This is a genomic window from Labedaea rhizosphaerae, from assembly GCF_004362825.1.
GTDB classification, from domain to species: Bacteria; Actinomycetota; Actinomycetes; order Mycobacteriales; family Pseudonocardiaceae; genus Labedaea; species Labedaea rhizosphaerae.
In genome coordinates this window covers 18,975-31,870 of record NZ_SNXZ01000014.1, presented here as the reverse complement: position 1 = coordinate 31,870, position 12,896 = coordinate 18,975, and the positions used below count along the sequence as shown (strand labels likewise).

At 69.8% G+C, this 12,896-nt stretch carries 11 protein-coding genes; 2 read left to right on the top strand and 9 right to left on the bottom strand.

Annotation, left to right across the window (positions count from 1 at the left end; genetic code table 11):
- Nucleotides 1-20: 20 nt before the first annotated feature.
- The 3 genes from EV186_RS38035 to EV186_RS39750 form a co-directional block, all read right to left on the bottom strand.
- On the bottom strand, nucleotides 21-2,837 hold the full coding sequence (locus EV186_RS38035) for a vitamin B12-dependent ribonucleotide reductase (protein ID WP_133854411.1): 2,817 nt from the start codon (nucleotides 2,835-2,837) through the stop codon (nucleotides 21-23).
- 137 nt (nucleotides 2,838-2,974) lie between these two features.
- Nucleotides 2,975-3,448 (bottom strand): transcriptional regulator NrdR, encoded by a 474-nt coding sequence (gene nrdR / locus EV186_RS38030; RefSeq protein WP_133854410.1) that lies wholly within the window; start codon nucleotides 3,446-3,448, stop codon nucleotides 2,975-2,977.
- Between the two features lie 638 nt (nucleotides 3,449-4,086).
- A complete protein-coding gene (locus tag EV186_RS39750) occupies nucleotides 4,087-4,536 on the bottom strand; it encodes a LysM peptidoglycan-binding domain-containing protein (protein ID WP_208116010.1) in 450 nt (149 codons plus the stop codon).
- A 226-nt stretch (nucleotides 4,537-4,762) separates the two neighbouring features.
- Between EV186_RS39750 and lexA the strand changes: the two genes are divergently transcribed.
- Complete coding sequence (gene lexA / locus EV186_RS38020; protein WP_424984174.1) at nucleotides 4,763-5,530, top strand: transcriptional repressor LexA; 768 nt, start codon at nucleotides 4,763-4,765, stop codon at nucleotides 5,528-5,530.
- A gap of 365 nt (nucleotides 5,531-5,895) precedes the next feature.
- Here the strand turns inward: lexA and EV186_RS38015 are convergent, their stop codons facing one another.
- The 3 genes from EV186_RS38015 to EV186_RS38005 all read right to left on the bottom strand — a co-directional run bounded on the left by EV186_RS38015 (nucleotide 5,896) and on the right by EV186_RS38005 (nucleotide 8,996).
- Nucleotides 5,896-6,912, bottom strand: a complete 1,017-nt coding sequence (locus EV186_RS38015) for an esterase-like activity of phytase family protein (RefSeq protein WP_243754540.1) — start codon at nucleotides 6,910-6,912, stop codon at nucleotides 5,896-5,898.
- A 63-nt stretch (nucleotides 6,913-6,975) separates the two neighbouring features.
- Entirely contained in the window at nucleotides 6,976-8,421 is a 1,446-nt protein-coding gene (gene hflX / locus EV186_RS38010; RefSeq protein ID WP_424984172.1) for a GTPase HflX, read from the bottom strand.
- A 5-nt stretch (nucleotides 8,422-8,426) separates the two neighbouring features.
- Nucleotides 8,427-8,996 carry an ArsR/SmtB family transcription factor gene (locus EV186_RS38005; protein WP_133854409.1) on the bottom strand — a complete coding sequence of 190 codons (570 nt, stop codon included), beginning with the start codon at nucleotides 8,994-8,996 and terminating at the stop codon, nucleotides 8,427-8,429.
- 54 nt (nucleotides 8,997-9,050) lie between these two features.
- Here EV186_RS38005 and EV186_RS38000 point away from each other — a divergent pair, with 54 nt between their 5' ends.
- Entirely contained in the window at nucleotides 9,051-10,316 is a 1,266-nt protein-coding gene (locus EV186_RS38000) for an MFS transporter (RefSeq protein ID WP_133854408.1), read from the top strand.
- Here EV186_RS38000 and dapF read toward each other — a convergent pair.
- The 3 genes from dapF to EV186_RS37985 are packed head-to-tail and all read right to left on the bottom strand — an operon-like array spanning nucleotide 10,285 to nucleotide 12,734.
- A complete protein-coding gene (gene dapF / locus EV186_RS37995) occupies nucleotides 10,285-11,106 on the bottom strand; it encodes a diaminopimelate epimerase (protein WP_133854407.1) in 822 nt (273 codons plus the stop codon). The two genes, EV186_RS38000 and dapF, sit on opposite strands and share 32 nt — an antisense overlap.
- Nucleotides 11,107-11,115: 9 nt before the next feature.
- A complete protein-coding gene (miaA, locus tag EV186_RS37990) occupies nucleotides 11,116-12,033 on the bottom strand; it encodes a tRNA (adenosine(37)-N6)-dimethylallyltransferase MiaA (protein WP_133854406.1) in 918 nt (305 codons plus the stop codon).
- A complete protein-coding gene (locus EV186_RS37985) occupies nucleotides 12,015-12,734 on the bottom strand; it encodes a class III extradiol ring-cleavage dioxygenase family protein (RefSeq protein WP_133854405.1) in 720 nt (239 codons plus the stop codon). Before EV186_RS37985 ends, miaA begins: the two co-directional genes overlap by 19 nt.
- Nucleotides 12,735-12,896 lie beyond the last annotated feature (162 nt).

The following is a 12,896-nucleotide window of genomic DNA, read 5'->3' as shown; positions in this document are numbered from 1 at the left end:
GGCCCAGTCGGTTCAGTTGGTCAGCTGCAGCCGGACGTGGAACCGCAGCCTTCACACACATAGCAGGACCCGGCCGGACGCATCTTGGTGCCGCAGGTCATGCACAGGGGCGCGTCCGCTGCCTTGCCCAAGTGCAGTTCCAACAACTCCGTCGAGCTGTGCGCAGTCGTGGTCTCCGGCTTCGCCGCCTCGACCGACTTCTGCTCCGAAGGCTTGGCCTCGACCGAGGTCTGGATGCCTTCGATGTCCACTTCGGACGGACCATAGCCGCCGGCATCCACCTGGGCCGAGCGCTCGTCGGCGGTGAAGATGCCGAGCTGGGCGCGCTTGTCGTAGGGCAGGTAGTCCAGCGCCAGCCTGCGGAAGATGTAGTCCAGCACGCTGGTCGCGATCCGCAGGTCCGGGTCGTCGGTCATCCCGGCGGGCTCGAAGCGCAGGTTCTGGAACTTCGACACGTAGAACTCCAGCGGGATCCCGTACTGCAGACCCACGGAGATCGACGTGGCGAAGGCGTCCATCACACCCGCCAAGGTCGAACCCTGCTTGCCCAGCTTGATGAAGATCTCGCCCAGGCCGTCATCCGGGTACGAACCGGCGTGCAGGTAACCCTCGGCCCCACCGACGGTGAAGGACACCGTCTGCGACGGGCGCTTCTTCGGCAGGCGCTTGCGGACCGGCCGGTACTCGATGACCTTCTCCGGCTCGGCATCCTTCTTGGCCTCGCCGCCCTTGCCCGCCGACAGCGGCTGGCCGACCTTGCAGTTGTCGCGGTAGATCGCGAGCGCCTTCAGGCCGAGCTTCCAGCCCTCGTAGTAGATCTCCTCGACGTCCTCGACGGTCGCCGACTCCGGCATGTTGACCGTCTTCGAGATCGCACCCGAGATGAACGGCTGGACCGCCGCCATCATCCGCACGTGGCCCATCGGCGCGATGGAACGCTCGCCCATCGCGCAGTCGAACACCTCGTAGTGCTCCTGGCGCAGGCCGGGCGCGTCGACCACGTGGCCGTGCTCGGCGACGTACTCGACGATGGCCTCGACCTGCTCGTCCTGGTAGCCCAAGGACTTCAGCGCCCGCGGCACCGTCTGGTTCACGATCTGCATCGACCCGCCGCCGACCAGCTTCTTGAACTTCACCAGCGCCAGGTCCGGCTCGATCCCGGTGGTGTCGCAGTCCATCATCAGGCCGATCGTGCCGGTCGGCGCCAGCACGCTCGCCTGCGCGTTGCGCCAGCCGTTGCGCGCACCGATCTCGGTGCCGAGCTGCCACTCGCGGGTGGCCAGCCGCTGCACGGCGCCATCGCTCGCGCCGTAGGTGCGGATCAGGTCGTTCGCCGCGGCGTGCTTGCGCATGACCCGCTGGTGCGCCTCGGCGTTGCGGGCGTAGCCCTCGTACGGACCGACGACCCCGGCGAGTTCGGCGGACCGCCGGTACGCGGTGCCGGTCATCAGCGAGGTGATGCCCGCGGCGAGCGCGCGGCCGCCGTCGGAGTCGTACGCGTGGCCGGTGGCCATCAGCAGCGCACCGATGTTGGCGTAGCCGATGCCCAGCTGGCGGAACTTGCGCGTGGTCTCGGCGATCGGCTCGGTCGGGAAGTCGGCGAAGCAGATCGAGATGTCCATCGCGGTGATGACCAGCTCGACGGCCTTGACGAACTTCTCGCCCTGGAAGCTGCCGTCGTCACCGAGGAACTTCATCAGGTTCAGCGACGCGAGGTTGCAGCTGGAGTTGTCCAGGTGCATGTACTCGCTGCACGGGTTCGACGCGGTGATCCGGCCCGACTCGGGGCAGGTGTGCCACGCGTTGATCGTGTCGTCGTACTGCAGACCCGGGTCGGCGCACTCCCACGCGGCCTGCGCGATCTTGCGGAAGAGCTCCTTGCCGTCGACCGACTCGATGACCTCGCCGGTGGTGCGTGAACGCAGCCCGAACTGGCCGGCGTTCTCCACCGCGCGCATGAACTCGTCGGAGACGCGGACCGAGTTGTTCGCGTTCTGGTACTGCACCGACGTGATGTCGGAGCCGCCGAGGTCCATGTCGAAGCCGGCGTCGCGCAGCGCGCGGATCTTGTGCTCCTCGCGCGCCTTGGTGGTGACGAACTCCTCGACGTCCGGGTGGTCGACGTCGAGCACGACCATCTTCGCCGCGCGCCGGGTGGCCCCGCCGGACTTGATGGTGCCCGCGGACGCGTCGGCGCCGCGCATGAACGACACCGGGCCGGACGCGGTGCCGCCGGAGGACAGCAACTCCTTCGACGACCGGATCTTCGACAGGTTCAGGCCCGCCCCCGAGCCGCCCTTGAAGATCAGGCCTTCCTCGCGGTACCAGTTCAGGATCGACTCCATGGTGTCGTCGACCGCGAGGATGAAGCAGGCGCTGACCTGCTGCGGCGACGTCGTGCCGACGTTGAACCAGACCGGCGAGTTGAAGCTGAACACCTGGTGCAGCAGCATCCAGGTCAGCTCGTGCTCGAAGACCACCGAGTCTTCGGGGGTCGCGAAGTAGCCGTGCTGCACGCCCGCGGTCACGTAGGTCTTGACCACGCGGTCGATCAGCTGGCGCAGCGAGTGCTCGCGGACCGGCGTGCCCACCGCGCCGCGGAAGTACTTGCTGGTCACGATGTTGGTGGCGTTGATCGACCAGAAGTCGGGGAACTCGACGCCCCGCTGCTCGAAGTTCACCGAACCGTCGCGCCAGTTGGTCATCACCACGTCGCGCTGTTCCCAGGTGACCTCGTCGTAGGGGTGCACACCCTCGGTGGTGTAGACGCGCTCGATGTGCAGCCCCGTGCGTGTTGAAGCGCCCGGTGTCGCCTGGCCCTCGGCGATGTCGGTCATGACAGGTCCCTCTCCCTTGTCCTCTGCTCGCTGGTGCATGGCCACGTCCGGGCTCCCCGTCCGATGCGGCCGGCCCAAGTTGTGCTGCCGGTTGTGCTGTGCCGGCCGACGGCTGGCGACTTTGCCGCGCCGTCGGCTCACGTGTTGTTCTCGGTGTCGTTGCTGGTGATCGCCGCGCGCAGGTCGGCGATCTCCTTCTCGAAGTCCTCCACCGAGGAGAAGGACCGGTAGACGCTGGCGAAACGCAGGTAGGCGACTTCGTCCAGGTCGCGGAGCGGGCCGAGGATGGCCAGCCCGACCTCGTGGCTGGGGATCTCGGCCGCGCCCGCGGACCGGATCGACTCCTCGACCTTGTGCGCGAGCAGGGCGAGGTCGTCGTCGTTGACCGGGCGGCCCTGGCACGCCCGGCTCACCCCGCGGATGACCTTCTCGCGGCTGAACGGCTCGGTGACCCCGGACCGCTTCACGACGGCCAGCACCGCTTCCTCGACGGTGGTGAACCGGCGGCCGCACTCGGTGCAGGACCGGCGCCGCCGGATCGCCTGGCCGTCCTCGACCTCACGGGAGTCGACCACCCGCGAGTCGGAATGCCGGCAGAACGGGCACCGCATCGCCCCACACCCCTTTCAACGTTCGCGCGCACCGCCGCATTTCGTCCGATCTGTGATCAACATGTGGATCGACCGGTGGATGGGCGGTGGACAACCTGTGGACCGCCAGACCCAACCTGTGGACTAACTACAGCGATGTAACTACTAGATGTTGGGGTTCAAGCTATGCCGCGGGGCGCGGCGACGCAAGCCGACACGGCCGCCGACACCCGGCCGAGGGATCTCGGGTTGACACCTGTTGACGGAGCGTGGCAACACCCACACGGAGTAGCACCGTCCACTCGGCGTTCACCCGCCGGAGAGCCTACGGACGTGCTCCAGATCACCCTCAGCGCCAACCACCGGGCGTGTCCCACACTCGCGCTGGGTGTGTCCCACCTTCCCTTCGGATGAGTTCCACGTTCCGCGCGGGACCCGCGGCCGAACGTGGAACACAACCGGCCGGAAGAGGGAACACGCCTGGCCGGAAGAGGGGACACACCCGGTCGGAACGGGGGACACACCGGGTCGGAACAGGGGACACGCCTGGCGAGCGGGTGAGCGCACGGCGAAGTGGTCGCTCCATCGCGAGAGATGGGCGAGCAAGGAGATGCGGGAGCCGAGGCGGGTGACGCCCGGCAGCAGGGCTTCCGGGGCGGCTACTGGCCGTCGGGGACGATCAAGGGGGTGCCCACGGCGACCGAGTCGGCGGGGTCCAGGTCGTTCAGGTCGCGGATGCGGTCGACGACGGCGGCCGGCTCGCTGCCCGGCGCGTGATGCTGGGCAATGGTCCACAGGTTCTCGCCGGGCGCGACCACGACCGAGACGGTGTGCGACGGCACGGAATCGCCGGCCACCGAGTTCGACAGCGCGCCGAGCCCGTACACGGCAGCGCACACGGCCGCGCCGAGCACCAGCAGGAAGACGAGAGGGAGCGGCTTCGGCCGCGGCAGCCGCGGCGCGGCCACGACGTGCGGCGCCGTCACCCGCTTCGGCCGCGTCGGCGGCCGGGTCCGGTCGACCTGGCGCGGCGTGCGACGTTCCTCGCGGACCGGGACGGACCGCACCGGCTGCCTCGTCCGGCCAACCCGCTCGACCAGGATCGCCATGGCAACCTCCCTGCTAGTCTTGATCAATTAGACGAACATCCGTTCGATCGAACGTTCGTGCGATCTTCTTACCACCACCCACCGACAAAAACGAGAACTCACCGGCGTGTCGCTCGAACAGGTGTTTGATCTGTCCACTCAGGAGGACTAGCGTCGATCGCGACACGGTGCCCCATCCCCAGGTCAGGGGCACCTCAGCGGACCATCACAGCGGAAGGCAAGCGACGTGGCTGGCACGAGCGGTCGGAAACCACCCACTGGCGGCGAGGGAGGTGGCGATGCGGAGATCCGCGCCTTCCCGCCGCGTGAGGACGAGGCCTCGGTCGAAGAAGAGCGGTCGACGGATCGCCAGCTGCCCGCGCGGCAGGCGAAAGTCCTGGAAGTGATCCGCAGCTGGGTCGAACGGTACGGCTACCCGCCGAGCGTGCGGGAGATCGGCGAGGCGGTGGGGCTCACCTCCACGTCGAGCGTGGCGTACCAGCTGCGCGCCCTGGAGAAGAAGGGCTACCTGCGCCGCGACCCGAACCGGCCGCGTGCGATCGGCGTGCTGCCGCCGGACGTCGACCCGTCGTCGGGCGACCTCGGCCTGCCGTCGGAGAACGACTACAGCGACCAGCCGGTGCCCACCTACGTCCCGGTCCTCGGCCGGATCGCCGCCGGTGGCCCGATCCTCGCCGAGCAGGCAGTCGAAGACGTGTTCCCGCTGCCGAAGGAACTGGTCGGCGAGGGCTCGCTGTTCATGCTGAAGGTCTCCGGTGACTCGATGGTCGACGCCGCGATCACCGACGGCGACTGGGTGGTCGTCCGCCAGCAGCCGACCGCCGACAACGGTGAGATCGTCGCCGCGATGCTCGAGGGCGAGGCGACGGTGAAGACATTCCGCCGCAAGGACGGGCACGTCTGGCTGATGCCGCACAACGAGAACTACGAGCCCATCCTGGGTGACGACGCCAGCATCCTCGGCAAGGTCGTCGCCGTGATGCGGCGGCTTTGAGATATCGCGTGGGTTCGGTTTCGGCTCGAGAGGCCGGGCCGAACCCACGCCCCCTGTCGTTCGCGTTGGACCGGGCCGAATGGCCTCAGGCCCGGGCTCACTGAAAGCCTGGCGCGCTCACTCCGAAACCGAGTGGCCGCAGGCTCATCGAAAACCTCGGCGCCCACTCCAAAACCCCAGTGCCGCAAGGGTTTTCGAGCCTTCGTGCGAGCAAATCGTGCCCAGCGCGCGGCCCACCCTCCTCTGGGGGCTCCCCCTTGTCCATTCTATCGGGTTTGGGGTGGGGGAACGGGTGCGGAGCGGATCTGTGGACAACTCGCCGTGCGAACGGAAACTTTGGTCGGTGACGGCGTCAGCGGCGGTCGTCAGCGGCGGCGGGAGCGCAGGCCCAGCACCAGGAGCATCAGGGCCAGTGCGGCGGCGGCCACGCCGATGATCACCGGCAGCGGCAGGTCCGAGCTCCCCGCGGCCGGCGCGGCCGACTTCCCGGTTCGGGCGGCTTGCGGGGCGGGCGTCGAAGACGTCTTGGGCGCGGCCAGCGACGCCGCGCCGGCGACCACGTGGATCGGCGACGAGTCGCCCTCACCGCCGGAGATCAAGGTGCCGTCCGGTTGGAACGCGATCGCTTCGCCTTGTTCCTCGTTCGCCAGCGGCACCCGGACCGCGGTTCCCTTCAAGGCCTTGAGCACATCGCCGTCCGGCGCCGGGTACAAGTACACGTCGGTGTAGGTCCGCACGGCGACCACGTGGCCGTCCGCGCTCACCGCTCCCCCGGTGACCAGGACGTTGCTGACCTCGTTGACCACCGGGCCGCCGGGCGTCCCGGTCGGCAGGTACGACAGGGTGCCGACCTGTTTGAGCGGGGTGGGGCCGGGCGACGCGAGTTTTCCCGTCGGCTGGTAGATCGCCGACAAGCCGATCGGAACCTTGGTGATCAGGTACGGCGTGCCGTCGTGGCCGAGCAGCAACGCCTCTGTGTCATGTGGACCGTCGGGGTAGGTGAGGCGGTGGATTTTGGCTTCACCGCTGGGAGTCACGGAGATCAACGCGACGGTCGAACGCTTGGCGCCGTTGTCGCCGGTGTCCGACAGCCAGAACGTGCCGTCGGCGGCCAGGGCCAGGTCTTCGGTGTCGTACGGGTCGATGTCGTTGTCGATCTCACGCTCGACCTTGCAGTCGTGGCCCAGGACGAACACGCGGATCCTGCTGCCACCGTCGTTGATGGCGTACCAGTGGTCCGCGTCGGCGGCCAAGCCGGACAGCTCGGTCAGGCGCTCGTCGTCGACGGTGCACTTCTTCTGCACCGACGGTGCCGCCGATGCGGGGACGCCGAGCAGGAAGATCGCAAAGACGGCAGCGATCAGCGACCAAGCTCTACCCAACGGATCCTCCCCCAGCCGGCCCCACGCGACGGCCAGCGTACTGGCCGTCGCGTGAGCCGAGGGTCAGACCGTGTTCGACTGGAAGGCTTCCAGCTGGCCCGCGAGGTCGGGGTAGACCTTCACCTTGAGCTGCGTGCCGTGCTCGGTGTGCTCCTCGGCGAGCACCTCGCCGTCGGTGTACACGCGGGAAACCAGCTCGCCCCGCGCATACGGCACCAGCACGTCCATCTCCCGCTGCGGCTTGGGCAGCAACTCGGCGATCCGCTCGCGCAGCTCGTCGAGCCCCGCCCCGCTGCGCGCGGACACGAACACCGCGCCCGGCAGCAGGTGCCGCAACCGGACCAGTGCGACCTCGTCGATCGCGTCGGTCTTGTTGACGACGACCAGCTCCGGCGGCATGACACCGCTGCGCCTGCGGCCGATGTCGGCGAGCACCTCACGCACCGCGTTCACCTGCCACTCCGGCAACGGATCCGCGCCGTCCACCACGTGCACCAGCAGGTCCGCGTCGGCCACCTCGTCCAATGTGGACCGGAAGGCCTCGACGAGCTGGTGCGGCAGGTGCCGGACGAACCCGACCGTGTCGGTCAGCGTGTAGACCTGCCCGCACGGCGTCTCCGACCGCCGGGTGGTCGCGTCGAGGGTCGCGAACAGCGCGTCCTCGACCAGCACCCCGGCGCCGGTGATCGCGTTGAGCAGGCTGGACTTGCCCGCGTTGGTGTACCCGGCGATCGCCACGCTCGGGACCGCGTTGGCCACGCGGCGGCCGCGCTTGGTGTCGCGGACCGCGCCCAGCGCGGCGATCTCCTTGCGCAGCTTGCTGATCTTCGCGCGAATGCGCCTGCGGTCGGTCTCGAGCTTGGTCTCACCGGGACCACGCAGACCCACACCGCCGTTGCCACCGCCCGCACGACCACCGGCCTGGCGGGACAGCGTCTGGCCCCAGCCGCGCAGCCTCGGCAGCAGGTACTGCAACTGCGCGAGCTCGACCTGCGCCTTGCCCTCCTTGGAGCGGGCGTGCTGGGCGAAGATGTCCAGGATCAACGCGGTGCGGTCGATGACCTTGACCTTGAGCCGCGCCTCCAGCTGCTGCAGCTGACCAGGCGAGAGCTCGCCGTCGCAGATCACCGTGTCCGCGCCGGTGGACAGCACGATGTCGGACAGCTCGTTGACCTTGCCGGAACCGATGTACGTGGCCGGGTCGGGCCGGTCGCGGCGCTGCACGAGGCCGTCGAGCACCTGCGAGCCCGCCGTCTCCGCGAGCCGGGCGAGCTCGGTGAGCGACGCCTCGGACTCGATCGCGGTGCCCTCGGTCCAGACGCCGACCAGCACGACCTTCTCCAGGCGCAGCTGGCGGTACTCGACCTCGGTGACGTCGGTGAGCTCGGTCGAAAGACCGTGGATCCGGCGAAGCGCGACCCGGTCTTCCAACTCCAGCTCGCCGGTGGAGGGCGCCAGCGGCGCGTCCAGTCGATCTTCCGGTTCCAATGAGCTGAAGTCTCGGGTCACGTGGTTCACCTTTCGTCGGTTGTGTTACCTGAGTCATCGTCCCATGTCACACCGACATTTCCGAACGATTTCCCCATTGGGTACAACGCCGTGTACACCCCGATTCGTTCCCCGCCCTCGTCCGGGGGTGCCTGCGAGAACTCCTCGAGCACCATCGCGAGCCGGTTGACCAGCTCAGCCTTCCGTTCCGGACCGACCTGGACGACCATCCGCGTCTGGTCCAGCTCCTGGAAGTCGACCTCGGCGATCTCGTTCAAGTAGGCCTGCAGCATGGCCTCGCCAATGGCGGGTCGGTGCACGTTGTCCAGCTGCCACGACAGGCCGGTGGCGCGGTACGGGATCTCCCGCGAGCCGCGCTTGCCCCGCCGCGCGGGCAACGCCGCCAGGAAGCCCGTGTCGACCAGTTTGCGCACGTGGTGCAGCGTGGTCGCCGGATCCTTGCCCAGCGCCTCGGCGATCTCCTTGTTGGTGAGCGGGTCGAACCGGGTGATCCGCAGGATCCGCAGCCGGATCTCAGAGGCGAGGGCCGCCGCCTCGGCATCGGTCGACGGTCGGCGTGGTCGCGGTGCTGTCACCGGCACAGCCTAACTGATTGACAGCTTCCAATCAGTGAGCCATGCTCTCCGCCCATGGGGAATTCGCTGTGGCGCCACCGTGACTTCCGGCTGTTGTGGGCAGGCGACACGATCAGCCAGTTCGGCGCGTCGATCAGCATGGTGGCCATCCCGCTGCTCGCGGCGACCGTGCTCGCGGCGACGCCGTTCCAGATGGGCGTGCTGACCGCGGCCGAGAACGCGGCGTTCCTGCTGATCGGGCTGCCCGCGGGCGTGTGGGTGGACCGGATGCGCAGGCGGGGCCTGATGATGACCGCCGACTTCGGCCGCGCGGTGCTGCTCGCGACCATCCCGATCGCGTGGTGGCTCGGGGTCCTCACGCTCGCGCACGTGATCGTGGCGGTGCTGCTGGTCGGCGTGCTGACGGTGTTCTTCGACGTGTCGTACCAGTCCTACCTGCCGAGCCTCGTGGGCCGCGACAAACTCGTCGAAGGCAACTCGAAGCTGCAGGCCAGCCAGTCGGTGGCGATCGTGTCCGGACCCGCGCTCGCCGGGTGGCTGGTGCAGTTGATGAGCGCCGCGGGCGCCGTCGTGCTGAACGCGGCGGGGTTCCTGTGGTCGCTGCTCTGCCTCTCGCGCATCCGCACGCGCGAGCCCGAACCGGAGAAGGTGGCCGACCCGAGCCTGCGCCGCGACATCGCCGAGGGCCTGCGGTTCGTGCTGGGCAACCCGTTGCTGCGGGCGATCACCTTCTGCACCGGCACGTCGAACTTCTTCTCCAACATGAACACCGCCGTCGGCGTGATCTTCCTGGTGCGTGAGATCGGCGTGCCGGCCGGCGGGATCGGGCTGATCTTCACCGGGTTCGGCATCGGCGGCATCCTCGGCGCGCTGTCCGGCACGTGGTGGCAGCGCTGGTTCGGCCAGGCCCGGACGATCTGGCTGTCGTTGCTGCTCACCCAGCCGTTCCTGCTGCTCCTGCCCTTGACCGACGCCGGTTGGCGCGTGTCGCTCTACTGGGTCGGCGGTGTGGTCTACGGCTACGGCGCGGTGGTCTACAACGTGGCGCAGGTGAGCTTCCGGCAGGCCATCTGCCCGGACCGGCTGCTCGGCCGGATGAACGCCTCGATCCGGTTCCTGGTCTGGGGAACGATCCCGCTCGGCGGCCTCACCGGCGGCGCGCTCGCCGAGTGGGTCGGGGCGCGCGACACGCTCTGGGTGGCCGGGATCGGCGGCATCGCCGCGGTGCTGTGGGTGCTGTTCTCCCCGCTGCGCGGCATGCGGGACATCCCGATGGCGGACGAGCCGGCTAGCGGTGCGCCGTCCACCACTGCGAGCTGAGCGTCCCCTCGGCGACGAACTCGGCGGGTCCGGTGAGCGTGCTGCCGTCATCGGTGATGACAACCGACACCTGCCCGCCGGGAACGTCCACAGTGGCCGAACCGGTGGTGCGGTTCTTGGAGTGCAGCCACGACTTCACGGCGGCGACCGTGCCAGTGCCGCACGACCGGGTCTCCCCCACCCCGCGTTCGTGCACCCGCATGCGGATCGCGTCCGGGCCGAGCTCCTGGATGAACTCGACGTTGACACCGTTGGGGAACAGCGCCCGGTCGTAACCCGGCTGCGCGGTGAGATCGAGGACGTCCACAGTGGAGCCTTCGGGCAGCTGGCACCCGAGGTGGGGGTTGCCCACGTCGACCGCGACCCCCGGGAACAGCATGTTCTGCACGGTGGCCGACGACTCGCCGAACACCCGCACCGCTCCCATGTGGACGGTCACGGTGTCGTCGTCGTGCACCTCGACCCGCCGGTCCCCCGCCCGCGTGCCGATGACGAAACCGCCGCGCTTCACCAGTCCCGCGTCGACGAGGTAGCGGGCGAACACCCGCACGCCGTTGCCGCACATCTCGGCGATCGAGCCGTCGGCGTTGCGGTAGTCCATGAACCAGGTGTCGGCATCCACTTCGGACGGCACGACCCGCAGCACACCGTCCGCGCCGAGCCCCATCCGCCGGTCGCAGAGCGCGCGCACCCGCGATTCGGTGAGCTCCAGGGCATCAGCGAGGTCGGGCAGCAGCACGAAGTCGTTCTGGGTGCCGTGGCCCTTGCGGAACGGGATGGGTGGTTGCACGACCCCAGATTACGTGTCGAGCAGCGCGAGTGCGGCGTCGAGCAGGTCGGGGCGGGCGGCGTCCAGCCAGGTGATGCGCTTGTCGCGGCGGAACCAGGAGCGCTGCCTGCGCACGAACCGGCGGGTGCCCTGCGCGGTCCGCTCGGCCGCCTCGGCCATGTCGTAGGCACCGTCCATCGCGGCCAGCACCTGCTGGTAGCCGAGCGCACGCGACGCCGTGAGCCCCTCGCGCAGGCCCTTGCCGATCAGCGCCTCGACCTCGTCGACCAGCCCGCCGTCGAACATGGCGGTGACGCGGGCGTCGACGCGGGCGTCCAGCGCTTCGAGCTCGCGGTCGAGCCCGATCAGCACGGCGCCGTAGCGGGCCGGGCCGGGACGGGGCAACGTCGCCGAGAACGGCCGCCCGGTCAACTCGATCACCTCGAGCGCACGCACGATCCGGCGTCCGTTGGTCGGCAGCACGTTCTCGGCCGCGACGGGGTCCAGCTCGCGCAACCGGGCGTGCAGGCGTTCGGCACCGACCTCGCCCAGCTCGACGGTCAGCCGGTCGCGGATCGCCGGATCGGTGCCCGGGAATGCGAACTCGTCCAGCACCGCTTGCACGTACAAACCTGATCCGCCGGTCAGCACAGGCACCTTGCCCGCGGCGAGCAGCCGCTCGACCACCGCCCGCGCGTCGCGCTGGTAAGCCGCCACGGACGCCGTCTCGGTCACGTCGAGCACGTCGAGCAGGTGGTGCGGGACACCCTGGCGCTCGGCCTCGGGCAACTTGGCGGTGCCGATGTCCATGCCCCGGTAGAGCTGCATGGCGTCGGCGTTGACCACCTCGCCACCCAGCCGCCGGGCCAGGGCCACCGCGAGGTCGGACTTGCCGGTCGCGGTCGGCCCGACAACGGCGATCGCCCGGGTCACCGCACGGGTTCCCATTCGGCCAGGTGGTAGGCCACGCCGAACGGCACGGCCAGCTCGTGCCCCGCGCACTGCCAGCGCCCGCTCGCCTCGGCGAACCCGGCGAGCACCTGCCAGGGCACCCGGCCCGCCGCGCCCAGGCTGCGTGCGAGGTCGGCGTCGATGTCCAGCAGCGCGGAGGGATCGGCGGCGGCCAGCGCGGCCGACACGGCGTCGTCGAAGCCGCCGGCCCGCTCGTCCGGGCGGCCCACGGCACGCTCGCCGTGGCGGTGCGAGCCGTCGCCGAGGACCAGCAGGCCGACCGGGTCGCCCCCGCCGAACTCCTCGGCCAGGCGCGCGCCGTACCGGCGACAACCGTCGGCCGGGGTGTCGGCCGCGAGGATGCGGACCTGCACCTCGGCGGCGCCCGCGGCCCCGCGCAGCCAGCCCGCGATGAGGGCGGGCAGCGGCATCGACGGGTCCGGCTCGGCCTCGGCCGACGCCCCGAGCCGCACCTCGACGTCGACGCCGAAGTCGGCGAAGGTGCCCACGTCGGCCGGCGTCAGGGCGGCAGGCGCGGACCCCGCGCCGACCGCGACCCAGTCCGGCGCCGCCGCGGCGAGCCGGGCGGCGACCTGCACACACGATTCCCGCAGCTTGGCGGCGTCCGCGTCGGGTCCACCCACGAGCTCGGGGACCAGCAACGGGGGCTGCGGCAGCACGGCGACCCTGGTGATCACGGCGTCCGAGACTACCGATGTGCACCGATCCGGGCGCTGGGAGTACCAAGGCGGGCTCGGACCTGTTTGAATGCGCACGAAGTACTCTTCGACGCCCGCCGCAGGGCGTGGAGTACGCGCACAGCGCTGAGGCCCCGACGTACGGGGCGCCCGTGGCGGCCA